General features: G+C 66.0%; 22 protein-coding genes and 1 tRNA gene. 9 read left to right on the forward strand and 14 right to left on the reverse strand.

What is annotated here, in order from left to right; genetic code table 11:
* Positions 1–64 precede the first annotated feature (64 nt).
* The 5 genes from LFT44_RS03295 to LFT44_RS03315 all read left to right on the forward strand — a co-directional run bounded on the left by LFT44_RS03295 (position 65) and on the right by LFT44_RS03315 (position 4,693).
* Complete coding sequence (locus LFT44_RS03295; RefSeq protein ID WP_236801079.1) at positions 65–2,362, forward strand: carbon starvation CstA family protein; 2,298 nt, start codon at positions 65–67, stop codon at positions 2,360–2,362.
* Positions 2,362–2,565, forward strand: a complete 204-nt coding sequence (locus tag LFT44_RS03300; RefSeq protein ID WP_236801080.1) for a YbdD/YjiX family protein — start codon at positions 2,362–2,364, stop codon at positions 2,563–2,565. Before LFT44_RS03295 ends, LFT44_RS03300 begins: the two co-directional genes overlap by 1 nt.
* 77 nt (positions 2,566–2,642) lie before the next feature.
* On the forward strand, positions 2,643–3,269 hold the full coding sequence (locus tag LFT44_RS03305) for a bacterial proteasome activator family protein (protein ID WP_236801081.1): 627 nt from the start codon (positions 2,643–2,645) through the stop codon (positions 3,267–3,269).
* An 8-nt stretch (positions 3,270–3,277) separates the two neighbouring features.
* Entirely contained in the window at positions 3,278–3,721 is a 444-nt protein-coding gene (locus LFT44_RS03310; protein ID WP_236801082.1) for a hypothetical protein, read from the forward strand.
* 126 nt (positions 3,722–3,847) lie between these two features.
* Positions 3,848–4,693, forward strand: a complete 846-nt coding sequence (locus LFT44_RS03315; protein WP_236801083.1) for an aldo/keto reductase — start codon at positions 3,848–3,850, stop codon at positions 4,691–4,693.
* A gap of 235 nt (positions 4,694–4,928) precedes the next feature.
* Here the strand turns inward: LFT44_RS03315 and LFT44_RS03320 are convergent, their stop codons facing one another.
* The 5 genes from LFT44_RS03320 to LFT44_RS03340 all read right to left on the reverse strand — a co-directional run bounded on the left by LFT44_RS03320 (position 4,929) and on the right by LFT44_RS03340 (position 10,404).
* Positions 4,929–5,114: a hypothetical protein gene (locus LFT44_RS03320; RefSeq protein ID WP_236801084.1), complete on the reverse strand. Its 186-nt coding sequence runs from the start codon at positions 5,112–5,114 to the stop codon at positions 4,929–4,931.
* A 205-nt stretch (positions 5,115–5,319) separates the two neighbouring features.
* The gene (locus LFT44_RS03325) at positions 5,320–6,402 is read right to left on the reverse strand and encodes a glycerophosphodiester phosphodiesterase (RefSeq protein ID WP_236801085.1); all 1,083 of its coding nucleotides are present in this window, start codon (positions 6,400–6,402) and stop codon (positions 5,320–5,322) included.
* 44 nt (positions 6,403–6,446) lie between these two features.
* Positions 6,447–8,141, reverse strand: coding sequence for a phosphodiester glycosidase family protein (locus LFT44_RS03330; protein ID WP_236801086.1), 1,695 nt, complete (start codon positions 8,139–8,141; stop codon positions 6,447–6,449).
* A gap of 133 nt (positions 8,142–8,274) precedes the next feature.
* Positions 8,275–8,616: a hypothetical protein gene (locus tag LFT44_RS03335; protein ID WP_236801087.1), complete on the reverse strand. Its 342-nt coding sequence runs from the start codon at positions 8,614–8,616 to the stop codon at positions 8,275–8,277.
* Positions 8,617–9,426: 810 nt separating this feature from the next.
* Complete coding sequence (locus LFT44_RS03340) at positions 9,427–10,404, reverse strand: hypothetical protein (protein ID WP_236801088.1); 978 nt, start codon at positions 10,402–10,404, stop codon at positions 9,427–9,429.
* A gap of 130 nt (positions 10,405–10,534) precedes the next feature.
* On the opposite strand from LFT44_RS03340, the gene LFT44_RS03345 reads away from it, so the two are divergent.
* Positions 10,535–11,776, forward strand: coding sequence for an NAD(P)/FAD-dependent oxidoreductase (locus tag LFT44_RS03345; RefSeq protein WP_236801089.1), 1,242 nt, complete (start codon positions 10,535–10,537; stop codon positions 11,774–11,776).
* A gap of 65 nt (positions 11,777–11,841) precedes the next feature.
* On the opposite strand, the gene LFT44_RS03350 is transcribed toward LFT44_RS03345, so the two are convergent.
* From LFT44_RS03350 to tmk, 7 genes are all read right to left on the reverse strand, one after another.
* Positions 11,842–12,480: a hypothetical protein gene (locus LFT44_RS03350; protein WP_236801090.1), complete on the reverse strand. Its 639-nt coding sequence runs from the start codon at positions 12,478–12,480 to the stop codon at positions 11,842–11,844.
* Positions 12,481–12,599: 119 nt separating this feature from the next.
* A complete protein-coding gene (locus tag LFT44_RS03355) occupies positions 12,600–13,538 on the reverse strand; it encodes a polysaccharide deacetylase family protein (protein WP_236801091.1) in 939 nt (312 codons plus the stop codon).
* A 255-nt stretch (positions 13,539–13,793) separates the two neighbouring features.
* Complete coding sequence (locus LFT44_RS03360) at positions 13,794–15,776, reverse strand: amino acid transporter (protein ID WP_236801092.1); 1,983 nt, start codon at positions 15,774–15,776, stop codon at positions 13,794–13,796.
* Between the two features lie 595 nt (positions 15,777–16,371).
* A tRNA-Thr gene (locus tag LFT44_RS03365) sits at positions 16,372–16,444 on the reverse strand.
* A 105-nt stretch (positions 16,445–16,549) separates the two neighbouring features.
* The gene (locus LFT44_RS03370) at positions 16,550–18,118 is read right to left on the reverse strand and encodes an alpha/beta hydrolase (protein ID WP_236801093.1); all 1,569 of its coding nucleotides are present in this window, start codon (positions 18,116–18,118) and stop codon (positions 16,550–16,552) included.
* On the reverse strand, positions 18,115–19,278 hold the full coding sequence (locus tag LFT44_RS03375) for a DNA polymerase III subunit delta' (RefSeq protein ID WP_236801094.1): 1,164 nt from the start codon (positions 19,276–19,278) through the stop codon (positions 18,115–18,117). The genes LFT44_RS03370 and LFT44_RS03375 overlap by 4 nt, the downstream gene beginning before the upstream one ends.
* The gene (gene tmk / locus LFT44_RS03380) at positions 19,275–19,982 is read right to left on the reverse strand and encodes a dTMP kinase (protein ID WP_236801095.1); all 708 of its coding nucleotides are present in this window, start codon (positions 19,980–19,982) and stop codon (positions 19,275–19,277) included. The genes LFT44_RS03375 and tmk overlap by 4 nt, the downstream gene beginning before the upstream one ends.
* A gap of 134 nt (positions 19,983–20,116) precedes the next feature.
* Here tmk and LFT44_RS03385 point away from each other — a divergent pair, with 134 nt between their 5' ends.
* Both LFT44_RS03385 and LFT44_RS03390 read left to right on the forward strand, forming a co-directional pair.
* Complete coding sequence (locus tag LFT44_RS03385) at positions 20,117–21,307, forward strand: trans-sulfuration enzyme family protein (RefSeq protein ID WP_236801096.1); 1,191 nt, start codon at positions 20,117–20,119, stop codon at positions 21,305–21,307.
* Between the two features lie 9 nt (positions 21,308–21,316).
* Positions 21,317–21,670, forward strand: coding sequence for a DUF2516 family protein (locus LFT44_RS03390; RefSeq protein ID WP_236801097.1), 354 nt, complete (start codon positions 21,317–21,319; stop codon positions 21,668–21,670).
* 20 nt (positions 21,671–21,690) lie between these two features.
* Here LFT44_RS03390 and LFT44_RS03395 read toward each other — a convergent pair whose 3' ends face one another.
* Complete coding sequence (locus LFT44_RS03395) at positions 21,691–22,551, reverse strand: class I SAM-dependent methyltransferase (RefSeq protein ID WP_236801098.1); 861 nt, start codon at positions 22,549–22,551, stop codon at positions 21,691–21,693.
* A 101-nt stretch (positions 22,552–22,652) separates the two neighbouring features.
* Between LFT44_RS03395 and LFT44_RS03400 the strand changes: the two genes are divergently transcribed.
* Positions 22,653–23,399 (forward strand): phosphoglyceromutase, encoded by a 747-nt coding sequence (locus LFT44_RS03400; protein ID WP_236801099.1) that lies wholly within the window; start codon positions 22,653–22,655, stop codon positions 23,397–23,399.
* A 140-nt stretch (positions 23,400–23,539) separates the two neighbouring features.
* Here the strand turns inward: LFT44_RS03400 and phoU are convergent, their stop codons facing one another.
* Complete coding sequence (gene phoU, locus LFT44_RS03405) at positions 23,540–24,202, reverse strand: phosphate signaling complex protein PhoU (RefSeq protein ID WP_236801100.1); 663 nt, start codon at positions 24,200–24,202, stop codon at positions 23,540–23,542.
* Between the last annotated feature and the right edge of the window lie 42 nt (positions 24,203–24,244).

Genomic DNA, 24,244 nt, shown 5'->3' on the forward strand with positions numbered 1-24,244 from the left:
TTATGACTGGCCCGCATTGGTAGGGTGCCCATGGCAGAAGTGTGAAAACTCTCAAGGAGGAGACATGGCCGGAGTGCCTGACCAACGGAAAAACGGATCCCGGGCGGAGGGCGGACTGGTCACGGACCCGGATCTTCCCCCGCCCGCCGTGGACGAGGCCCGGCTTGAGGCCGAGGACCGGAAATGGACCCCGGCCAAGATCGCACTCTGGGCCGCCATTGCCCTGCTGGGCGGCGTCGCCTGGTTCATGCTGGCGATCGTCCGTGGTGAAACCGTCAACGCCATCTGGTTCGTCTTCGCCTCCGTGTGCACCTACCTGATCGGCTACCGCTTCTACTCCAAGGTGATCGAGCGGTACATCACCAAGCCGGACGACCGCCGCGCCACCCCGGCCGAGTACAAGGCCGACGGCAAGGACTACGTCCGCACGGACCGCAACGTGCTGTTCGGCCACCACTTCGCCGCCATCGCCGGTGCCGGCCCGCTGGTGGGCCCGGTCATCGCGGCCCAGATGGGTTATCTTCCCGGCACGATCTGGATCATCGTCGGCGTGGTCTTTGCCGGCGCCGTCCAGGACTACCTGGTCATGTTCTTCTCCATGCGCCGGGGCGGCCGGTCCCTGGGCCAGATGGCCCGCGAGGAACTCGGGGTCATCGGTGGCACGGCAGCCCTGATCGCCACCTTGCTCATCATGGTGATCATCGTGGCCATCCTGGCGCTCGTCGTCGTCAATGCCCTGGGCGAGAGCCCGTGGGGTGTGTTCTCCGTGGGCATGACCATCCCCATCGCCCTCTTCATGGGCGTCTACCTGCGGTACCTGCGCCCCGGCAAGGTCATGGAAGTCTCGATCATCGGCTTCGTCCTGCTCATGGCCGCCATCATCGGCGGCGGCCTGGTGGCCCAGACCGAGTGGGGCGCCGCCGTGTTCCACCTGGACAAGGTGACCATCGCGTGGGGCCTGATCATCTACGGTTTCATCGCCGCCATCCTGCCGGTGTGGCTGCTGCTGGCACCGCGCGACTACCTTTCCACCTTCATGAAGATCGGCGTGATCGTCATGCTGGCGCTGGCCATCATCGTGGTCCGGCCCGAGGTCACCGTTCCCGCCTTCAGCGAGTTCGCTGGCCGTGAGAACGGCCCGGTGTTCTCCGGCGCCCTGTTCCCCTTCCTGTTCGTCACCATTGCGTGCGGCGCGCTGTCAGGGTTCCACGCCCTGATCTCCTCCGGCACCACCCCCAAACTGGTGGAGAAGGAACGGCAGACCCGGTACATCGGCTACGGCGGCATGCTCATGGAATCCTTCGTGGCCATCATGGCCCTGGTGGCCGCCATCTCGATCGACCGCGGCCTGTACTTCGCCATGAACGCTCCCGCTGCCCTGACCGGCGGAACCGTTGAAACTGCAGCCACCTGGGTCAACAGCCTGGGCCTGGCCGGGGTGAACATCAGCCCGGACCTGTTGTCTGAGACGGCCAGGAACGTGGGCGAGCAGAGCATCGTGTCCCGGACCGGCGGCGCCCCCACCCTGGCCGTGGGCCTGGCGCACATCATGCACCAGTTTGTCGGCGGCACGGCCCTGATGGGCTTCTGGTACCACTTCGCCATCATGTTCGAGGCGCTCTTCATCCTCACCGCTGTGGACGCCGGCACCCGCGTTGCCCGGTTCATGCTGCAGGACTCGATCGGCAACTTCGTCCCGAAGTTCAAGGAAGCCTCCTGGCGGCCGGGCGCCTGGCTCTGCACCGCCATCATGGTCGCTGCCTGGGGTGCCGTGCTGCTGATGGGGGTCACCGATCCGCTGGGCGGCATCAACACCCTGTTCCCGCTGTTCGGCATCGCCAACCAGCTGCTGGCCGCCATTGCGTTGGCCGTGTGCCTGGCCATCGTCGCCAAGCGCGGTACCTTCAAGTACCTGTGGATCGTGGCCCTGCCGCTGGCCTTCGCCGCGGTGGTGACCATCACGGCCAGCTACCAGAAGATCTTCTCGCCCGTCCCGGCAGTGGGGTACTTCGCCAACAACGCAGCCTTTAGCAAGGCGCTGGCGGACGGCAAGACCGAGTTCGGCACCGCCAAGTCCGTGGCCGCCATGGAGGCCGTTGTCCGCAACACCGCTATCCAGGGCTGGCTGTCCGTGATCTTCGTGGTGCTCAGCATCATCGTGATTGCGACGGCGGTACTGGCCACGGTCAAGGCGTTCCGTGACAGGGCGGCCGGGACAGCCACCAAGGACAACGAGGACCCGTTCGTTCCGTCGCGCGTCTTCGCCCCCGCGGGGCTGCTGCCGACGACCGCCGAACGTGAGCTGGCCGCCGAGTGGGAGAAAGTACCCGCCGACGCCCGCCTGGAACGGGCCGGGCACTGATGAGCAGCGGCATCGCCCTGGTGGCCAGCGGATTCCGCGGCTTCGCCCGCTACCTGGGCGGCGTCATGGGCGCTGACGCCTACGCCAAGTACCTGGAACACCACAGGGCGGCCGGGCACCATGAGGCACCCCTGAGTGAGCGGGAGTTCTGGCGGGACCGGACCGACCGCCAGGACAGCAACCCGCAGGGCCGGTGCTGCTGATTGTGCCCGCAGCGGACAAGCCCGCCAGGAAGCTTCCTGGCGGGCCCCGGGCGGATAGGCCGTGAGAGTATGAACGCATGAGCGATCCCAAAGACACTCAGGCAGCTGAGGACCTCCCGGTGGAAGGCACTCCCGTTGACGACGCACAGGAATCCGTGCAGGATCCGTCCGCCGGGGACGGCAAGCCCCGGGGCAGCAACCTGCAGGACCTGGTGGACGAGCCCGCCAAGGTCATGAGGATCGGCACTATGATCCGCCAGCTCCTTGAGGAGGTGAAGTCGGCGCCTTTGGACGACGCCGCGCGTGGCCGGCTTGCTGCCATCCATGAGCGCTCGATCAAAGAGCTTGAGGACGGGCTGGCACCGGAGCTCGTGGCGGAACTGGACAGGATCAGCCTGCCCTTCTCCGACGAAGCCACGCCCTCGGACGCCGAGCTCCGGATCGCCCAGGCCCAGCTGGTGGGCTGGCTCGAGGGCCTCTTCCACGGTATCCAGACCGCCATTGCGGCCCAGCACGCCGCCCAGCAGCAGGCCGCCGCGCAGATGCAGATGCGCCAGCTGCCGCCCGGCACCATGATTGCGCCCGGCGTCGTGATTGGTGAGAACGGTGAGCCGCAGCGGGCACCGGCGGGCGCCCGCCCCGGCAGTGCCTCGCGGCCCAGCCCCCGTGATGAACCGGACCACGGTCCGGGGCAGTACCTCTAAGGTTCCGCTTGGGCTTTTTCAGCGCCGCCCGGCAGGGGCGCAAGGATGATGCGGAACTGGGCAAGGGGTTGTGGCGCCGCGCCCACGACCGCTTCCACAGGGGACTGGACCGCTTCCACCAGGTGCTCGAGGGCGTGGAGGATGACCAGCTGTACGCCGAACTGGTGGAGATTGCGAACGAACTCGCCGCCCTCCTGCACCGGGTGCGTGCGGTGTGCGTGGAGGCGCAGCGCCGTTCGCCCAGCGAAGGCCTGGACATACCTGCTGCCCTGGCCAACGTGCACCGGTCGCTGTCCAAGGCCGGAAACTCGCTGGCCACCACGGCCGAAGCCGCAGCGATGCTTCGGCTCGCCGTCGGTCCCGTGCCCGTGGGAGCGGCGTCCGTACGCCGGCGTGCCGAGGCCGTCTTCCAGCAGGTTGACGACGCCGAGAGGCAGCTTCGCGGGGAATAGCCGGCAGCCCGGGTTGGCAGCGGCGTGAAATATTCCCGATTTGGTTGGGAATTTTGGGGTTACGCGGCTGGCTGACAAGCCGCGGATCCAGCGCGTTTCGTGGCGCTGTTTTGGCAGGATGAAACCATGACTCTTTCACCAACTTTGACTTTCAACGACGGAAACACGATTCCCCAGCTCGGCTACGGTGTGTGGCAGGTTGAGGACGACGTGGCTGAAAAGGTTGTCCGCCAGGCATTCGAAGCCGGCTTCCGGCACATCGATACGGCCAAGATCTACGGCAACGAGGCCGGCGTGGGCCGCGCCATCGCCAGCTCCGGCCTCTCTCCGGAGCAGATCTTCATCACCACCAAGCTGTGGAACGCGGACCAGGGGTACGAGTCAACCCTCGCCGCCTTCGAGGAATCCATGGACCGGCTTGGCCTGGAGACGCTGGACCTCTACCTGATCCACTGGATGCAGCCCAAGCAGGACAAGTACGTTGACACCTGGAAGGCGCTGATCGAGCTTCAGAAGCGCGGCCGGGTCAAGTCCATCGGCGTCTCCAACTTCACTGTCGAGGGCCTGCAGCGCATCATCGACGAAACCGGCGTGGTTCCCGCCATCCACCAGATCGAACTGCACCCCTACTTCAACCAGGGTGAACTGCGCGAGTTCGGAGCCTCCAAGGGCATCCTGACCCAGGCGTGGTCTCCGCTGGGCCAGGGTGGCGAGCTGCTGAATGATCCCACCATCGCGTCCATCGCCGCCAAGCACCAGGCCACACCCGCCCAGGTAGTCATCGCCTGGCACCTGGCGATCGGCAACGTGGTGATCCCCAAGTCCGTGACCGAGTCGCGCATCAAGGAGAACTTCGCAGCCCTTGAGGTGTCCCTGGACGCAGAGGATGTTGAAGCCATCAACAACCTTGACCGCACCGCCAGCGGCGAAGGCCGCATCGGTGCCGATCCCGCGGTTTCCGACTTCGCGTAACCCGCGACGGCGCGCCGCGCGCCGCCCGATGGGCACCCGACCAAGGCGGAGCGCGGAATCCAGCCAGAGTAAAAGCACCAGCCCGTGCTGCCGGCCATCGCCAGGCAGCACGGGCTGGTGCTTTTAAGACCGCCGGTGCTCGGGTTTGTGGCCGCGCAGCCTGATGGTCTTTTGTGGTCGACGGGTCCCCGGTGGGCGCCGCGGATGCCGGGCGCCGGTGGTGCACGAACCTGGTTTAGGCAGCGGCCTGGATGTGCTCCACAGTGATGGCGTCCACCACGGCCCAGTTGTCTTCGCCGTGGCAGTGCCGGCAGGCGAAGCGCTCGGCCTCTTCGAGCGTCTCGAAGACCTCGGACCGGGACCGGCCACAGTCGGCGTCGAAGTACGTTACGTGAAATTCCTGCACAGCTTGGTTTTCCATGAATCCAGTGTGCAACCGGGGTCTGACATTCTTAGGAACCAGCCTCCGCGTGTTGGGATACGGACCCAAAGGTCAAGAACAACACTCCCCATGCCTGTAATTGCTTGAAGGGTTCCGCAACCCTGTCGGCCGGCTTCACATCACGCCCGGTCCAGACTGCGCAGTCGCAGATCTGAACGCTCAGATCCAAGGACTGTCCGGGTGGTCAGTTCCCTGCGGACGCACCGGGTTCCAGCGTGTACTGCTTGGGCAGCTTCAGGGATCGTTCTGCCAGCACTTCGCGCAGCCGGTTCGGGTAGTCGGTGATCAGGCCGTCAACACCGTCGTCCATGAGCTTGCGCATGGTGGGTTTATCATCGACGGTCCACGGAATGACCTGCATGCCCTTGGCGTGGGCGCGGTTCACCATATCGGCTGTCACGTAGGGCACGTAGCCGGGGTCGGTGACGGTTCCGTTCTGGGGAGTGCCGTGGACGGGGGAGATGGCGTCGAAACCCAGGGAGGCAGCAGCGTCCACCAGGTCCCCGGCGAAGTCGTCCGCGTCGATGCCGCCGAGCCAGGGTGACTTGCCCGGCTGTCCGGCCTGCAGGAAGTCCTTGTTGGTCAGCGCCACGGTCCGCATGCCGGGTTCGCGTTCCTTCACCAGGCGCAGCGAGCCCCAGTCGAAGCTCTCGATGGAGACGCGCTCCTCCATGTGGGCGGCCTTGATTTCGCGCAGGGCGACGTTCACGAACTGTTCGCGCGGAGCGGTTTGCTCTGGTGCCCCGGCTTCAACCTTGGTTTCGATATTGAACTTGACTCGGCTGGCACGGTAACGGTTGGCGAGGTCGAACACCTCGGCCAGGGTCGGCATCTTTGCGCCGGGGGACGCCTGCTGGCCGGGGAACTGGGGCAGCGTCAAGGAGCCGCAGTCCAGGCTGCGCACCTGATCGAAGGTGAGGTCCTTGATGTACTTGCCGACGTAAGGGTACGACGGGTCACCGGGGGTGACCGGGGCGGTGTCCTGGCACTTCTGGCCGTTGATCTTCCGGTCGTGGGTAATGACTTCCCGGCCGTCCTTGGTGATCTGCAGATCCAGTTCCAAGGTGCTCACGCCGCTCTCGATGCCCTTGGCGAAGGAAGCCAGCGTGGATTCGACGGTCAAGCCGATGCCGCCACGGTGCGCCTGGAGATCAAAATGGTTTTCTGTGCCGTTGGGGTTGGTATCGGCAGCTTGCGCCGGGAGGGCTGTTCCCAGGGCGAGGCCTGCGGTGATGGCTGCCGCGGTCAGCAGCTTGGTGTACTTCATGGTTCTCCAAAGTTTGTGATGTGTATATGTGAGGCCGGTGAAGGTTACGGCTTGCGGCCGGGCAGTACGACGAGAGCGTCGCCCACGGGGCGCTCGCCAGTGGCGTCGGAGGGCGAGCTCACGACGCGGCCGTCCTGGACCATGGTGGTGGATCCGCCGCCGTCGAGGTTCATGGCGTTGACCATTCCGAGGGAACGGGCGACGTCGGCTGATTCTTTGATGCTCAACCCAAGACTGGTGGTTTGGCGGCCGTCGGCGGTTACGATCAGGGTGCGGCCATGGGCGTCCGTGCCGGCGAAGGTGCGGGGGTTGCGCTTGTGGACCCAGCCGTAAAAGAAGCTGTTGCTGTCATTGGTGCGGACCATGCCGTCGCGGCGGGCGGTGACGTTGAGCCGGCCGTTTTGAACCAGGGTTGGGCCGCCGTTGACGACGTCCGTCGTGGAACCGGTCTTCAAGGCCTTGCCACCCTCGTCGAGCAGGTCGGTGCCGACTTTCAGCTTTGAACCAGGGACAGCCAGGGCAGCGAGTTTATCCGCGTCCGCTCCGATGGCCTGCAGGGTTTGTCCGCCGGACGGGACGGCAGTGCCGCGGATGTGGTTTACGGAGGTAACAGTGCCATGGGCGTCAAGGAGGACTTCGAGTCCGGGCCCGGATGGCGTCGCGGGACCGAACTCGGGGGTGAAGGAGACGATTTCGTCCGCGTCCGTGCAGGTGACGTCATGCAGCGGCAGGTTGGTGGGGGTGTCGTCGGTGCCCCCGCAGTTGCGGATAAGCCCTGGGACCCGGTTGATTCCGTCCAGGGGAAGTTCTCCGGCCTGGCCAGGTCCGGTGACGGAGCCGTGCCAGTGGAGGCGTTGGATGGAGGTGCTGTTCTTGTCTATGACTAACGAGGGCCGGTCGGCGACGGGTTCGCTGAGGACCTTTCCGTCGTGGACTGCCGCGCCTGCGGGATCGCCCGGGGCTCCTGCCTGGGGATCCATGACGAAATAGCCGCCGTTCGTTGCCGCCAGGGCCCCCGCAGCGGCGGCGAGTGAGCTGGTGGTTTCACGCTCTTCGAGGTTAGGGCCGAACGTCGAGGTGAGGTCGCCGCGGAATTCCTTCGGGTCGATGGTCAGTACCTGCAGGTTCCAAGGGCCCCGGTCATCCTCGCTCGAGCCGGCATCACCGTCCCAGCCGGTGTAGATGACGGAGGATTTGTACCCGGCTGCCTTGATCCGGTCGACGGTGGGGGATCCGTCGGCCTTCACCGGGAACTGTCCGGCCCGGACCCGGTAGCCAAGGTCGCCGCCGGCGTCGGCCAGTTGCGGTGACTGGACGTGCTCCACCCGCGCAGTGACGCCGACCGCGTTAAGCTTGTCGGCAACTATCTGGGCTTGCGCCTGGGAGGACAGTGCCGAGGCCGGGGCGTCCGGGTCCGGGGAAACGGACGGGACAGCCACTTCAGCGGTCCAGAAGAAGTCCTGGTTGGGGGCGCCGCGGCTGATGGAGGTCTTGGTCAGCCCGGGGGCGAGGTCGGTCACGGTGCGGGTTTCGGGCAGGTCCTGCGCACCGAGGTCCAAGTGGTTGGGCGGCGACGTGGCGACGGTCTGCGGAGCCGGAGTGGCGGGCGCCGCCGAGGTGGAGGCGCCGGCCGGGGCAAGGAAGACAAAGGGGAGGGACACAGCCAGCGCGGTGATGGCCGTACGGCTGTGCCGGGACGCGTACCTCGTGAGTACGCGTCCGGTAGTTTCGGAGCTCATTGTGGGGCCTCTTCAGGTTTGGGCTCAACAGGAGCTCTCAAGTTACTAGTCGGTAATTAACCTGTCGTGGCGGGCTGGTGAACTGCATCTTTCGGACGTAAATACTCCAAGCTGTCGGCTGTGGGGGGAGGATTCACCGGGCTGGACCGTTCCCCATGGCAGTTTCCCTGGCCTTCAGGGCCAGCGCGGCCAGTGACAGCATTGCCAGGCCTGCCCAGACGAGCGTTCCGCTCCAGATCTCGGGGGAGAAGCTGAGCGCACCGTCCCGGAGCGCCGCACCGGCGAAATAGGGTGCCCAAAAAACGACTGGGGAGAGGCCTGCCCCAGTCATCAACCTGCCGGGACGGTCCGGTGCCGGTCGCACCACCGCCCACACCACTCCCACCAGGACGGAGCCGGTGAGGGCCACCGGTAGCAGCCAGGCGTCCCGCAGTGCCACCATGACCTGCAGGGCTACAGAGGGGACCACCGTCATGGCAGCAGGGGATCACCGGATGCAGGCTCCACCGCAGCGACAACAGCAGGACGGGAACAAAGAGCACCACCGTGGAGACCAGGAAGGTCGCCAGCGAGATCATGATGCCCGCCGACGTCGGCCCCGTCACGGCCGTCGGCGTCCCGGCAGCGCTGCTGTATGTCTGAATGAGCCCGTGGCGGGCGAAGACCGCGAACTCCTGGAGGATGAAGGCCGCAACCATTCCGGCGAGCATGGCGCTGACGAATGCCGGCACCAGTCGGGGCCACGTCCTCCCGGGTGACTGCCACGCGGCCGAGAACGGTGCGGACAGGATAAGGAACCCGCCGGTGGCAAGCCCCAGATGGGAGGGACTGAACAGTGCGCTGATGTTCTGTTCGATGCCAAGCACGGAGTGCCAGGCAAAGTCCCCCACCCCCGAGGCCAGGAAAAGGGCCACCCCGGCCGCAGCAGAGCCGTAACCGGCGGGGACCGCTTCAAGCCACCGCGTTCCGGGAGGGTGCCGGCGCCACGTCAGGGACGCGATCCAGACGGCGCAGGCCGCGAAGCCTGAATACAGGATTGCGTGCCACGGGGTGAAGAACGTCTCGAGGTTGCGGAGGTTGTTATGGGCCCAGCCGTCGACACAGGTTCCAATGAGGAGCCAGACGCCGGCGGCCAGTGTGATGGCGTCCTCGAGGGCTGTGGTGGGGCGGCGAACTGCTGCCGGCGGAATCGCAAAGGTATGGGCTGCTGCGGCGTCCATAGCTCCAGAGTAGGTCCCGTGAACGTCCTGCGGGAGAGGAAGCGTTTGGCTACCTTGTGCGCCCCTTAGTTGCTGCTTAGGCGGAGCACGCGTTCCTGCGCCAGCACCGCGGTGCGGTTGGCTTTGTCTGCCGCCCGCGCCGCCTGCTTCGCTTCGGCAGAGGTCGCCACAAGCCGCTTGCGCGATCGCTCCAGGCTTTCTTCGGCGGCCTTGAGCCGGCTCCGAAGCTCAACCGTTTCCTGCTGCAGCTGCGCAATGTCCGCCCTTGCCTGCTCCTCCTGGTCCTGCAGTTCACCGGCCAGGCGTGTCGCCTCCTCTTCGGCAGCCCGGGCTTCGGCAAGGGCCGCCTTTGCCTTTTCCAGCGCCGGCGGCGAGGCTGGCCGGGGTGTCTGCCGCACTGCCTCAAGCCGGGGCCTGGTGGGCTTTGGCTGGGAGGTGCGTTCCGCCGTCGTCCGTGTCCTCGCCACTGCCTTTGCCTTCGGCGCGGAAAGGGGAGCATTCGCCGGGCGGGCGGACGTTGCCGGAGGAAGCAGCCCGGGGAGGGCCACCGCCCCCTCCAGGTCGACGTCGTTGACGCCGTCCGCGGACAGGACCTTCAGCAGCCGCCCGCTGCCCACTGCATTGGCTGCGCCCTCGTCCGCTGTCAGGGCCCGGAGGGTCTCCTCGACTTCGGAGGCCATTGCGTCACTGATGGAACGGCCCTGCTCCCGGGCAACAGACCGGGCGATGTCGACGGCGTCAGCCAGCATGGTGCGGCGCTCCCGGCCCAGTTCGCGCAGGTAGGGAGCGTCGAGTGACACCTGCGCGGCCCGCATGCGGGCCCCGAGGTCGCTGAGCCCGTCCAGTACGTCCGGCCGGTTCCGGGCAAGCATGTTCAGGGCCCATGCGGCTACGGACGGCTTGGGCAGGCCGCGGACTGTTGCGGCCAGGCCCTTGTCCTGGCGCGCAACCTCCTTGGCGGCGGTCGTTCGGGCCGCGACGAAGTCGTCCAGCGGCCCGGCGTAGAGCCGGTCCGCAATGTCCGCCAGGGCTGCGTCATCCATGCCGCCATCTTAGGTGCCGGGAGGGGCGGGCTTCTTAACGTTCCCCCGCCCGGACCGGGACAAGACGCACGCCACAACGTCCCGGCACACCACCCTGTTACTCGACCGCCGGGAGGGGTATGTTGCACGAATGGACGATTCATATCAGGTCATCGTGGTTGGCGGCGGTTTTGCCGGAAAGACGGCGGCTGAGGAGTTGGGCCGCAAGGGCGTCCGGGTGTTGCTGCTCGATGCCAACAATTACCAGCAGTTCCAGCCGCTCCTCTACCAAGTGGCCGCATCCCAGATCGGGGTTTCGGCGGTCACCCGGCCGCTCCGGTCCGAGTTCCGCAAGATCAACAACGTCCGCGTCCTGACGGCGGAGGTCACCGCCATCGATGCGGCCAACCGCACGGTCACCACCGCCGACGGCTCAAGTTACCGGTCCCGGGTCCTGGTCATCGCCACGGGGGCGGTGCCAAACTTCTTCAACACCCCCGGCGCCGATGAGCATGCCTACCCCCTGTACTCGGTGGCGGACGCAACGCGGCTCAGCGCCGCCATCACTGCCGTCATGGACGAGGCAGACCGGGAACCCTCGGTAAACGCCGACGTGATTGTGGTGGGCGGTGGCCCAACCGGGGTGGAGACCGCCGGCGCACTGGCAGAGAACGTTAAGTACCTTGTGCCGAAGTACTTCTCGCCCGGGCTGGCCGCCCGGTGCCACGTTCACCTGGTGGACATGGTTCCCAACGTGCTGGCTGCTTTCTCGGAAAAGTCGCAGGCGTACGCGCGGGACCGGCTGACAAAACTGGGTGTCCAGCTACATATGGGCACCGCGGTGGGGGACGTCCGGCCTGACGGGGTGACGCTCAAGGACGGGACTGTCATCCCTGGAAGGATCGTCGTGTGGGCCGGCGGCCTGCAGGCGGGGCGGATCATCACCGAGTCCGGGTTGAAGCAGGGCAGGGGTGGCAGGGTGGACGTGCAGCCAGACCTGACAGCCCCTGACCTCGAGGGTGTCTATGTCCTGGGCGACTCGGCGAACATCACCGACGCTGATGGGAACAAGCTGCCGCAGCTTGGGTCCGTGGCACAGCAGTCGGGCAAGTGGGCGGCACGCAACATCTATGCGGACCTTACCGGCGGCGTGCGGGAGCCTTTCCGCTACTGGGACAAGGGCTACATGGCGATGGTGGGACGCGGCGCAGCCGTGGCGGAACTCGGCCGCCGGCGCCTGCAACTGCAGGGCCCGCTGGCGTTCGTTTCGTGGCTGGCAGTGCATCTTGCCCTGTTGCCTGGCTTCCAGCAGAAAGTCCGGGCGCTGTTCTCCTGGGCCAATGGCTACGTAACCCACAGCCCTGCCCAAGTGGTGGTGGGCAGGCCGGACTAGCTACCTGCCCGCCCCCTCCTGCCTGCTCGGGCCTGTTTTCGCGCCGCCCGGGCGAACCGCCGTCGTTAGCTCTTCCCGAAACCAACCAGCCGGCCCGCCACAGTCCACCCGGATGCCTCATAGGGGCCGGCAGCGTCCGCCTCAACCACCATGTGCAGGTACTCGGCGCCGTGGAGAAAAGCCTCCTCTGCCATGGCGGCGAAGAGCCCGCGCTCAAACGTCTCCTTTTCCGGCCCTTCCGGGACTTCCGTGATGGCCACCGCGGCGAAGTCGTCCCGCACCTGGACACGCCCCCGGGCCACCGGGCTGTCAAAGACGGTGATTTCGACGGCGTCGTAGGTTTCCATGGGTGCCAGGGCCACCTGGGAGTTTTCCGGCAGTTGCACTCCCGTATTCAACTCCGCCGTGGGGGCCATGAGCAGAACCCTCTCTGACGCCCGGGCGAGACCATCGGGGGCCAGGTCCCCAGCATTTCCGGCGTCAGCGCAAAGCAGGGTCAGGCGCGCGCCCGCACCTGCTGCCTTGGCGGCAAGCTCCTCCGCATCACCACCTGCCCAGCCCGCCACATACTCCTGTCCTTGGGGCTCCTCTGCTGTGCCTCCCCCGACGACGAACCCGGCGTCCACAGCTTCTGCGGAGCGTCCGTGAAGGTCTGCCCAAGCGGGGACCCATCCGATGGCAGGGGTGTTGTGCTGTTCCGGCATGAACAATTCCTAACGTTCGGCTGCGGTCGGACCGCGGTCCAGCCGCCCGTTGCTGGGCAGGGCTTTCCTGTCAACGTATCGGATCAGCACGCAGCCCGCCACCAGCACAGGGGGTGCCGTCAGGGCAGGTGGGTGAAGGACATTCCGGCTGCCAGCAGCTTGTCTACCGCCTGCTTTACGCCTTCCGCCGTTCCACTGTTGGGATGGTTGCCGTGGCAGATGACCACGTCGCCTGGCCGGGCCTTTCCCACCTCTTTGGCGACGACGGCGGCTGGAAACGTTGCGCCGCCGTCGCCATTGATGCTGAAGCCTGCCGCTTTCACTCCCAGCGCGCCGAGGATGTCCACAGCGACGTCGTCCATGTAGGCGGTGCCCGGGCGGAAGTATCTGGGGCGCTTGCCCGTGATGCCGGCCAGGACGCCGTCATTCGGCATGATCTCGTCGTAGACCTCGCCGGCGTTCTTTGTGCCTGGGATTCCATAGGCGGTGTTGCCGGTGGTGGACAACGGCTTATGCGAGGTCCCGTGGTTGGCAACTTCGAAAAGTGGATCTGCCGCCAACTGCCGGGCCGTGGCGGGGTTGGCCGTGACCCACCGCGAGTTCAGGAAGAGCGTGGCCGGAACGTGACGCTGGCGCAGGGCATCGACGAGCGCCTGGTCATAGCCGCTGCCGCCGGAACCGCCGCAAAAGTCGAAGGTGAGGGCGATGCCCTGGGGGCCGGGCGGCAGCCGCGTCAGGACGCCGGGAGCCTCCAGGCCCCAGTAGTGGGGCTGGTGCTTCCCGTAGGTGTCGACGATCTGCGCGCGTGAAGGTACGGGCGGTGGCGTGGCAGGCGCGGGTGCAGGCTCGTCACCGTCGGGGCCTGTATCCATCACCGGGGAGGCGCCCGGGTCTGCCTCACCGCTGTCCCGGGCGCTGCCTTGCGTTTCCGGAGGCTTCGAACGGGACTGCAGGTCGGGAACGGCGGCCGACAATGTGAGCACTGCTGCCAGCAGGACCGTCCTGCGGCCGGGGCCCTTGCCGTCCTGGCCCAGGTGCCGGGGCGCGTTCGGTTCCACGGTCAAGCCCCCCGCCGGGGCCTGGCTGCGGCAGGGGTCCGGTCAGCTTCCGTGCAGCAACCGGAGGTGGCACATGCCGTACGGCGGCTGCCCGTCGGACAGGCAGTGGTGCAGGCCGTGGCGCCCGGAACGGCGGCCTGAAAGCGGGGAGTCACTCCGGGAGGATACCTTGGCGGCCTTGCCGTTTCCTGAATCTCGATGGATAGCCGGAGCGGCGGGCGTAATAATCAGTCGTCGCGGGCAAAAAGCCACCGTCTATCCCACGTGGATCCCGGGACGCCGACGGGGATCGGGTTCGTTCCGCCGGAGGATTTCGCGGACCACTGGGGGAGTATCGCCCTGACCCAGGAGCAAGTAGCGCATCAGGTGTGCCAGCGGGTTGCCTTCAGACCACTCGAAGTAGGCATGCGGAATCACACCTGTGGCATCGCGCAGTGCCAGCAGGATGGCTGCGATGGCATTGGGTGCGGCGGGACTCTGCACGCGGAGCACCCTGTGGTGCCCTACCTCGACGCCCCTGACGGCCAGCACCTTGCTGAATCCCGAGGGGTCGGTGACGTCAATCTCAAGGAAGATGACGTCGGCAGTCCAAGGGGTTGGGTTGCTGTCGTCCTGGTCTGCCGTCTTCTGGTCATATTCGGCGACGTCGCGCGCCTGCGGTTTGTTCGCTATCAGGGTCAGCCGTCCGTCGTAGTCCAGGGACTCCTTGATGAACCGGCGGGCAGCCGGATCGAATTCGATCCTGTCCACTCGGAGTTCGGTGGTCCTGCTGACCCTTGATACGAGTGACACGGTGATAATGCCGAGGATAAAGAAGCCGGAAATGGTGATGCCGTCCGGCTTTTCGAGCACATTGGCCGCCAGTGCATAGAGCATCACCAGTGTCAGCACGGTGAAGCCGGTTGCGGCTCCGCGGTGTTTCCTTTGGATCGCCGAGATCGTCACCGCTATGGCTCCGGAAACCATCATCACAAGGATTCCTGTTGCGTAGGCGCCGGCCTGGGCGTTGACGTCCGCCTTGAACCCCACGGTGATCAGGATGCTGACCGTGGTGTAGACGAGCACAACAGGCCGGACTGCGCGCGACCATTCGGGTGCCATGCCATAGGACGGAAGATAGCGCGGGACGATGTTGATCAGCCCAGCCATCGCCGACGCCCCCGCGAACCAGAGGATAAGGATGCTGCTGATGTCATACACGGAGCCGAAACCGCTGCCCAGGCGTTCGTGGGCCAGATATGCGAGGGCACGGCCATTGGCCGGCCCGCCCGGCTGGAATGCTTCGCTGGGAATAAGGACGGTGGTCACGAAACTGCTGCCGATCAGGTAGACGCTCATGATCAGTGCCGCAGTGGTCAGCAGCTTGCGGGTGTTTCGGATCCGCCCCCGCAGCTTCTCTTCACTCGTGGCGCCTGTGGAGGCGATCAAGGGCATCATGCTGACCCCTGTTTCGAAACCCGAGAGCCCCAGGACCAGCAGGGGAAAGGCCAGCAGCGCAGGTCCTGCAATGCCGCCCGAACCGGTTCCCTGGGCGGCCAACGCCCCGCTCCATGAATTCAGCAGCGCGGGATCGGCGACGATGTCAGCGATGCCTGAACCGATAACGACGCCGTTCAGCAGCAGGAAGACCCCGACAAGCGGTATAGCGACGGCGACAGCCTCGGAGAAGCCCAGCAGGAACACTCCGCCAAGGATCACCAGCAGCAGCACGGTTATGGGTACGGCCTGGCCCTTGAGGGCGGGCGGAAGGAAGGGATTTTCGAGCAGGTGGACGGTGGCATCGGCTGCGGAAAGCGTGATGGTGATGATCCAGGATGTGGCTACGAACCCGAGCAGCACCAGGACAAAGATCTTGCCCCGCCAGAAGGGCAGCAGCTTTTCAAGCATGGCCACTGAGCCCTGCCCATGGGGGCTTTCAGCGGCCACCCTGCGATACATGGGCAGCATGCCCAAAAGAGTCAGCGCGACAATCAGCAGTGTCGCCAGCGGAGACAGCGCACCCGCAGCAAGAGCGGCGATTCCGGGCAGGTAGGACAATGTAGAGAAGTAGTCAACGCCGGTCAGGCACATAACCTTCCACCAGCTTTGCTGTCCCTCTTCCCGCTCAGGGGCTTCGAGGCCTTCAGGTTGGTGGACGCGGTTTTCAAGCAGCCAACGGACGAGGGGCCCGTGGGGCGTGGCATCGTGCGAGGGGCGGGGAACGCTTTCGGGTACGGAGTGCTGGATAGATGCAGTCATGGAACATCTCCCCTCTGCTGGTCCCGGCATAAGCGGCAGCCTTCATGGGGTGGCCCCTGCCCGTAACCGGCGAGATTAGCACCGGCATGGGACGGGGCGGGAAGGAGCGGGATAATCTTGACGCTTTCTTAACGCCGGGCCTTTGCATGGCCACCCTGCAGCCGGTTGTCCGCGGAGGTCCGGCCGGAGATTGAGACTTAAGGCCCTGTGCCCTCCAGCAGGTCCGGCGTTTACTAGTGGGTTGGGGCGGGCGGAGTGCCCGCCGCAGAGCCTGGGGCTCTGCTCGTTAGATCAGGGAGACAGCAGCCGGCCATGAATCTCAAAGACCGTTGGAGCCGCCTCGACCCCGCCACCAGGAAGTGGTTGACCGACAACCCGGGATGCCAGATCCTGCCGAGGACGATTGTCGCGGTAATTTCCAAGGAAACCGGGGAGAACTTAGCAACGGGGCAGCACGGTGAAGCAGCCATATCCCGCGAGGACCAGGCGTTTATCCGGTCCAAAGCGGACGGTGTACCAGGAGCCCAGGCAGACCATTAACCAGCGAAAAACCCCGGAAACCCCTGAAACCAGGGGCTGTCCGGGGTTTATCCCGAGCTTCCTATCAGAATCGAACTGATGACCTTTTCATTACGAGTGAAACGCTCTACCGACTGAGCTAAGGAAGCACCGCACAAAATCCCCGGCAGAACCGGGCGCCTCATGCAAGAGTCAACTGTAATAGAGTCTCCTCGCCCCGGTCAAAATGGGGCGTGCGGCGGCTGCCGGGGCGGTCAACAGACCGTATTGTCGGCCGGCACCTTGCCGCCCACCAGGTAGTTGTCCACCGAATCCTCCAAGCAGCTGTTGGCACGGCCGTAGGCGGTGTGTCCTTCACCCCTCCACGTCAGCAGGGAGGCGTTGCCCAGCTGCTTGCGCAGTGAGGCTGCCCAGTCAACGGGGGTTGCGGGGTCGCCCGTGGTCCCGATGACCACGATGGGGGAGCCACCGCTGTATTCCACAGGTGCCGGGGTGCGGAGGTTCTTGTAGGGCCAATCCGCACAGGTGGTCCCGCCGTAGGCAAAGAAGTAGCCGAGGGTGGGGGAGTCCTGCTCCAACCGCTTCTCTTCGGCGCGCATGCCTGCGGCATCCGACACCATGGGGTAGTCCAGGCAGTTGATCGCGTTGAAGGCGAACGTTGAATTGGAGGTGTACTTTCCGTCGGAGCCGCGGTCCGCGCCCAGGTCGGCCAGCCGGAGCATGAGGCTCACGTCTCCGGACAACGCCGCCTCCAGCGCCTGCGTGAGGGCCGGCCAGCTTTGGTCGTTGTAGAGCGGGGTGATGAGGCCGCTGACGAACATGGTGGCATTGACCAGGCGGCCGTCCTTGGCCGTGCGGGGAGTCTGCTGCACAGCGTTGATCAGGTCCCGGATCTGCTGAACTCCGGAATCGACATCACGGCTCAGGGGGCACTTGCCCTGCTTCTGGCAACTGGCAACGTAGCTGTGGAGCGCTTTTTCGAAGGCCCGGGCCTGGCCGCTGGTCAGGTCCTCATTGCTGATGGACGGGTCCAAAGCCCCGTCGAGGACCATGCGGCCCACGTTGTCCGGGAAGAGTGAGGCGTAGGTGGAGCCCAGGAACGTGCCGTAGGAGTAGCCAAGGTAGTTCAGCTTGGTGTCGTTCACCACGGCCCGGAGTACGTCCAGGTCCTTGGCGGCGCTGACGGTGTCGATGTGGCCAAGGACCGGGCCGGTTTGCGCCGCGCACTGGTCAGCGATCGCCTTGTTGTCGGCCAGCGCCGCGGCCAGTCCGGCGTCGGTTTCGAGGGCATAGACCTTGGCCCGGGCCGCGTCACGTTCTGCGTCGGTCATGCAGGTTACGGGAGCGGAGCGCTTGACGCCGCGCGGATCAAAGCCGACGAGGTCGTAGGCGTTGCGTACGCCGGCTGAAAAGTGGGTTGCGGCTGCGTCCTTGATGAAGTCGTAGCCGGAAGCGCCCGGGCCGCCGGGGTTGACCAGGAGGCTGCCGGTTTTCTTGCCGGTGCTGGACGCCCGCAAAGCGGCAAGCTGGATGGTGTCGCCGCCAGGATTGGCATAGTCCAGGGGGACGGTCACCTTGGCACATTGGAATTCCCCTTCGCAGGGCTGCCATACGACTTCCTGGGAGTAGAACTTTTCCAGGCCCGCGGGGGCGGACGCCACGATCGAGGGGTCGGCCTTGGCAGTAGCCGCCTCCGGGGGGTTCTTGTCGCCGCTGTTGAGGAGACTGCACGAGGCCAGGACCACGGCCAGGGCCATTGCTCCCGCGGCTCGGACTGCAACCGCCAGGGACCTGTGGCGTGCGGACAGGGGGCGGGCAGTCATCGGGTCTCCTTGGAGGGCTGGATCAGGCTGGCCGCCATGGACTCGATGGTCAGAAGCGGGGCAACGTTGGTTGTGGTGATGCGTTCGCGGGCTTTGTTGATGGCGTCCATGCGGGCCAGGGTGATCTCAGGAGTGCTGCGGGCGGCGAACTCTTCCAGCTCGCTCCTCAGCTCAACGTTGACCAGTTCCACGGCGTTCCCGAGTTGGATGATCAGCACATCGCGGTAGAAGGAAAGTAAATCGGTGAGCGTACGGTCCAGGGAGTCCGTGATGGATCTCTTGGCCCGCCGTTTCTGGTCGTCTTCGAGCTGTTTCAGCTGGCTGCGCATGGTCGGGGGCAGGGCTCCCGATTCGGGCGCTCCCAACGTTGCAAAGAGGGAGGCCTTCTCCGCTGCATCCCGCTCCTCGTTGGAGCTGTTGGCCTCGGCGGTGGCGATCTTCACCAGCTTGTCCGCCATCATGACCGCGGCTGTGACGCCGCGGAGGCCGAGCGGAAAACGGACCGTTTCCAGCCGGCGTTCCCTTGCCGCTGGATCCCTGGCCAGCCGGCGGGCAATGCCTACATGGCTCTGCGCTACCCGGGCTGCCTGCTCCGCAAGGGCAGGGTCCACACCGTCACGCCGCACCAGCAGGGCTGCAACGTCCGAGGCCGGCGGCAGCCGTAAAGCGACGCTACGGCAGCGGGAGCGGATGGTGACCAGGACGTCGGCGGGGGACGGCGCGCAAAGCATCCAGACAGTCCGCGGCGTGGGTTCCTCGATGGCTTTGAGCAGTACGTTGGTGGTCCGCTCGGCCATGCGGTCGGCGTCCTCCACGACGATGATCCGCCAGCGCCCTGACGATGGCCGGTTACCTGCCGCCGCCACCAGTTCCCGGGCCTCATCGATGGTGATGGTGACCTTTTCGGTGCGCACGAACGTCACATCCGAATGGGTTTCACCCAGGATCGTGTGGCACGCCTGGCACTGCCCGCAGCCACGGAGGCCGACGTCCTCCTGGTCGCAGTTCAGTGCGGCGGCGAAGGCCTTGGCGGCGTTCGAGCGGCCGGAACCCGGCGGCCCCGTGAACAGCCAAGCGTGCGTCAGGCTTTCGCCGCTTGCGGCCTGGCGCAGTTGTTCGACGACGGCGGGCTGGCCCTGGAGGTCATCCCAGACGGTCACGCGCCACCGCCGTCGCTCGCTGCAGGTACCGCCCCTTGCGGTGCGTGGGCATGCGCTGCAAGGGGCGGCGCATCAAGCAAGGTTTCCACGCGGGCCAGGATCTGCGCAGCCAGGTCGTCGACGGGGAGGTGGGCAGGGAGGACCAGGTACGACGCGGGGTGGCCCGCCGCGAGGTCCAGGAAGGCGTCCCGGATCCGCGTGTGGAACTCGTCAGCTTCGGATTCAAGTCGGTCTTCGGCTGCCTGGTCTGCAGTGCGGCGCCGCCGGCCAAGCTTGGGGTCAACATCCAGGAGGACCGTAAGGTGTGGCTGCAGGCCTGAGGTGGCCCACTCGTTGAGGGACTGGACGGCGTCCTGGCCGAGTTTGCGGCCGGCCCCCTGGTATGCCACCGAAGAGTCGATGTAGCGGTCGGTCAGCACAATCTCGCCACGGCCAAGTGCCGGGCGGATAACCTGTGCGGCGTGGGCGGCGCGGGAAGCCGCGAAAATGAGGGCTTCCGTATGGGCGTCAATCTCGCCGTTGCCGTGATCCAGTACCAGCGAGCGCAGCTTTTCCCCAATGGGCGTGCCGCCGGGTTCACGGGTGCGCAGCACCGTGTGGCCCCGGGACTCCAGCGCGGCGGCAAGGCGGGCCGCCTGGGTGGACTTGCCGGCGCCATCGCCACCTTCGAACGCGATGAATAATCCGGCCTTCTGTTTGTTCACATCTTAAGCCTACCGAGGCATGCGGACATTTCCGGCTTCCACCCTGGGCCTGTGCAGGACAGGTGGAGGGGTCGCCATCCACAAAACGTCACTGCTTTGACGTTGGATCAAACAGGAACAGTACGCTTTTCACCATGAGTCTTTCCGAGCACCAAGCCGCGTCCCTGTCACCCGAGACCGTGGTGGTGGCGGCCGGGCGGCCGCCGCGGGAAAGGGACCAGCCGGTCAATCCTCCCATCACCCTTTCCTCCACCTATTTCGGCACGGGCCCCCTTGGTGATGGTGACCGGGGGTATGGCCGCTATTCCAACCCCACCTGGGACCCCTTCGAGGAGGCCTTGGGCCAGCTGGAAGGATCCGAGTTGCCCGGCCTGCTGTACGCATCGGGCCTCGCCGCGGTCAGTTCTGCGTTGTCGCTGATCCCCGCAGGGGGAGTCCTGGTTATGCCCAACCACAGCTACTCCGGCTCGCTGGTGATGGCCTCCGAACTCGCCCAAAAGGGCTTCATCGAGCTCCGGACCGTGGATATTGCCGATACGGATGCCGTTAAAGCAGCACTGGCCCCTAAGGGACCGTCCGCGAAGGCAGCGGCCATGCTGTGGCTCGAAAGCCCCACCAACCCCATGCTCGGAATTGCCGACATGTCCGCCGTTGCAGAGGCCGCCCATGCCGCCGGCGCAATCGTCGTTACGGACAACACTTTCTCCACCCCCTTGGTGCAGCAGCCCCTGTCGCTGGGATCCGACGTCGTCCTCCACTCGGTGACCAAGTACCTGGCCGGGCATTCCGACGTTGTCCTCGGCGCGCTCGTCACCTCCAACCCGGACATCCGCGCCGCGCTCCTCCACCACCGGATCATCCACGGTGCTATTGCCGGACCCTTTGAAGCATGGCTGGCCCTGCGCGGCCTTCGGACCCTTGCGTTGCGCGTCGAGCGGTCCCAGGAGTCATCCATGGTCCTGGCGGAACGCCTTGCGGCGCACCCCGCCATCGAATCGATCCGCTTCCCCGGCCTCAGCACCGACCCCGGGCACGTCCGCGCCAAGGAGCAGATGAAGGGGTTCGGCTCCATCATCTGTATCCAGGTGGCGCCATCCGCAGGACTCAGCGGCGCCGACGCCGCTGACAAACTCGTGCAGGCACTGGAACTCTGGCTGCCTGCCACGTCCCTGGGCGGGGTGGAATCCCTCATCGAGCGCCGGCGCCGGCACTTGGCCGAACCCACCAGCGTGCCTGAGAACCTGGTGCGCCTTAGCGTAGGGGTGGAAAACGTTGAGGACCTCTGGGCTGACCTTAAGCAGGCGCTGGACACGCTGGGCGGCTAGGCTGGGTTTGTGGACGGTCGAATAATCATCGCGCTCGTAGAGCAGGCAGTGTTCTTCATCCTTGGCCTGGTGGCCTTGGGGCTTGAGCTGTGGGCGTTTGTGGACTGCCTCCGCCACCGGCCCAACGCCTTCGAAGCTACCGGAAAGCGGACCAAAACCTTCTGGCTTGCCCTCACCGGCGGTGCCACCGCCGTGGGCCTGATCTCGCTGCTGGGCGCCGGTGGAGGCATCTTCAGCACCCTCGGCCTGTTCGGGCTGGCCGCTGTCGTGGCAGCCTCCGTCTACCTGGCCGACGTCCGGCCTGCAGTGAAAGACGCCGGCCGGGGCGGCAGCCGCAACATGGGCCCCTACGGCCCCTGGTGATCCCACCGGCGCCGGCCCATTCAACGGCTGACCGCATGATGTAAGGGCATCACTGCCTCCCAATCCACCGTCAGCTCACCCAGCCGCCACCTGGCCGGCCCGTCCTGGACCGGCCAGCCCGCTGCGCGCAGGCTCCGGCACATGCCTACCCAGCGCTGCCGGTTACCAAATGAGGCCAGCGCCGCGCTCTCAAGCCACGCCCGGTCCATTGCCTGCATGAGAGCGTGCACCGGTTCACCGGGGACATTGCGGTGGATCAGGGCTTTGGGCAGCCGCTCGGCCACGTCGGATGGCAGGTCGAAGCTCCCAAAACGGACCGAGACGCTGAGGGACAGGGGGCGGTCCCGGTCCAGAGCCACCCACGTCACGCGGCGCCCAATCTCGTCACACGTGCCGTCGACGAACAGGCCGTCCGGAGCCAGTCGTTCCTGCACCAGCCGCCAAATGCCCGGGACGTCAGCTTCCTCGTACTGCCGCAGGACGTTGAACGCCCGGACCAGGACAGGGCGCCCGGAAACAGGCAGCTCAAAGCCGCCGACGTGGAACGTCAGTCCGGGACGCTGCAGCGGAAGCGCCGCCCGGACGCGCTCCGGCTCGATCTCGATCCCGCAGACGCGTACGTCGGGCCGGATCACGGCCAGCCTTTCATGAAGTTCGAGGGCGGTGGCCGGCGTTGCGCCATAGCCCAGGTCCACCACGAGCGGCTCGGGTGCCCTCCTCAGCCGCCACGCCTGCGGTCCTGCCAGCCAGCGGTCCAGCCGGCGCATCCGGTTGGGGTTGGTGGTGCCGCGGGTGACGTTGCCCACCGGCCGCCCCTGCCTGGCGGCGGAGGACCTGCGGGAAAGTTGCGGGGCATTGACCCGTTCAGCCTTTTGAACCACCGCACAACCCTATCTTCGCCGGCCGAGGTTTGTGAGCGCGGTTGCGGGCCGGCCTTGTAACGCTGGGCGGGCGGCAACACTGCTCGGCTAGGATGAAAATCATGACTTACAAGCTGATTCTGCTGCGCCACGGCCACAGCGAATGGAACGCCAAGAACCTGTTCACCGGCTGGGTGGACGTTGACCTGAACGACCAGGGCCGTGCGGAAGCAGCGCGCGGAGGTGAGCTGCTGGTGGAGAACAACATCCTCCCTGACATCCTCTACACCTCCCTGCTGAAGCGGGCCATCAACACGGCCAACATCGCACTGGACAAGGCCGACCGCGGCTGGATCCCCGTCAAGCGCGACTGGCGCCTGAACGAACGCCACTATGGCGCGCTGCAGGGCAAGGACAAAGCCCAGACCCTGGCCGAGTTCGGTGAAGATCAGTTCATGGAATGGCGCCGCTCCTACGACACCCCGCCGCCGCCCCTGTCCGATGACTCCGAGTTCTCGCAGGCCCACGATCCCCGCTACGCGGACCTGGGCGACGCCCTCCCGCGCACCGAGTGCCTGAAAGACGTCCTGGTGCGGCTCCTGCCCTACTGGGAATCGGACATCAAGGAAGACCTCAAGGCCGGCAAGACCGTCCTGGTCACCGCGCACGGCAACTCGCTGCGCGCACTGGTCAAGCACCTGGACGGCATCAGCGATGAGGCCATCGCCGGGCTGAACATCCCCACGGGCATCCCGCTGGTGTACGAACTGGACGAAAACTTCCAGCCGATCAAGCCCGGCGGCACCTACCTCGATCCCGAGGCCGCCGAGCAGGCCATCCTGGCTGTCGCCAACCAGGGCAAAAAGTAAGACTTCGCGGTTCTTCGCCGGGTGCTCGGTCGTTCCTCCCTTAGGCGCACTCCGGCCGAAGAACGCGCTGCGTCAAAGGTGAAACGACGACGGCGGCTGGTCACCTCAGGTGACCAGCCGCCGTCGTCGTTCTACTGGGCTTAGCTGTGCTCGGTGGCGTTCGGCTGCCAGGCGCCCGTGACCAGGTAGGTCACCTTCTGGGCAACGGAAACTCCGTGGTCAGCGAACCGCTCAAAGTAACGGCTGGCCAGGGCCACGTCCACGGTGGTGGCGGGGGAGCCTGACCAATCGGGCGCCGCGATGGCCTTGAAGACGCTCAAGTGCAAATCGTTGATGGCGGTGTTGGCCTTGAGGATGTCCCGGGCCACCTCAAGGTCACGGCTCTCCAGGAGGACGGTCAGCTTGTCAGCGATTTCCTGGTCCAGTTCGGCCATTCGGTTGAACGTGTCCGTCATGGATTCCGGAATAACCGTGGAGGGGTACCGGAGACGGGCCAGCTGGGCGATGTGGCGGGCCAGGTCGCCCATGCGCTCGAGGGAGGCGCTCATCCGGAGGGAACCTACGATCATGCGCAGGTCACTGGCGACTGGACCCTGCAGCGCCAGAATGTCGATTGCCCGCTCATCCAGGCTGTTCTGCAGGAAGTCAATGCGCGCATCCGCTGCGATGACGTCCTGGGCGAGGTCCACGTCCGCTACCTGGAAGGAGGTAGTGGCCTTGGCCATCGCTTCGCTGACCAGCCGGGAAATCTCCACCAGCTGGTCACCGACCTGGGTGAGCTCTTCCTGAAAAACCTTACGCACGTAGGCGTCCTTTCCTTGGAACTCCCGCCGGCCGCTCCAGGG

The organism is Arthrobacter sp. FW306-05-C (genome assembly GCF_021801725.1).
GTDB lineage: Bacteria > Actinomycetota > Actinomycetes > Actinomycetales > Micrococcaceae > Arthrobacter.

Coding starts and splice junctions, on each gene's coding strand:
- LFT44_RS03295 (WP_236801079.1), top strand. CDS start 65: ATGGCCGGAGTGCCTGACCAACGGAAAAACGGATCCCGGGCGGAGGGC.
- LFT44_RS03360 (WP_236801092.1), bottom strand. CDS start 15,776: ATGACTGCATCTATCCAGCACTCCGTACCCGAAAGCGTTCCCCGCCCC.
- LFT44_RS03325 (WP_236801085.1), bottom strand. CDS start 6,402: ATGAAGTACACCAAGCTGCTGACCGCGGCAGCCATCACCGCAGGCCTC.
- LFT44_RS03350 (WP_236801090.1), bottom strand. CDS start 12,480: ATGCCGGAACAGCACAACACCCCTGCCATCGGATGGGTCCCCGCTTGG.
- LFT44_RS03370 (WP_236801093.1), bottom strand. CDS start 18,118: ATGACTGCCCGCCCCCTGTCCGCACGCCACAGGTCCCTGGCGGTTGCA.
- LFT44_RS03385 (WP_236801096.1), top strand. CDS start 20,117: ATGAGTCTTTCCGAGCACCAAGCCGCGTCCCTGTCACCCGAGACCGTG.
- LFT44_RS03340 (WP_236801088.1), bottom strand. CDS start 10,404: ATGGATGACGCAGCCCTGGCGGACATTGCGGACCGGCTCTACGCCGGG.
- LFT44_RS03315 (WP_236801083.1), top strand. CDS start 3,848: ATGACTCTTTCACCAACTTTGACTTTCAACGACGGAAACACGATTCCC.
- LFT44_RS03305 (WP_236801081.1), top strand. CDS start 2,643: ATGAGCGATCCCAAAGACACTCAGGCAGCTGAGGACCTCCCGGTGGAA.
- LFT44_RS03345 (WP_236801089.1), top strand. CDS start 10,535: ATGGACGATTCATATCAGGTCATCGTGGTTGGCGGCGGTTTTGCCGGA.
- LFT44_RS03335 (WP_236801087.1), bottom strand. CDS start 8,616: ATGACGGTGGTCCCCTCTGTAGCCCTGCAGGTCATGGTGGCACTGCGG.
- LFT44_RS03320 (WP_236801084.1), bottom strand. CDS start 5,114: ATGGAAAACCAAGCTGTGCAGGAATTTCACGTAACGTACTTCGACGCC.
- LFT44_RS03400 (WP_236801099.1), top strand. CDS start 22,653: ATGACTTACAAGCTGATTCTGCTGCGCCACGGCCACAGCGAATGGAAC.
- LFT44_RS03330 (WP_236801086.1), bottom strand. CDS start 8,141: ATGAGCTCCGAAACTACCGGACGCGTACTCACGAGGTACGCGTCCCGG.
- LFT44_RS03300 (WP_236801080.1), top strand. CDS start 2,362: ATGAGCAGCGGCATCGCCCTGGTGGCCAGCGGATTCCGCGGCTTCGCC.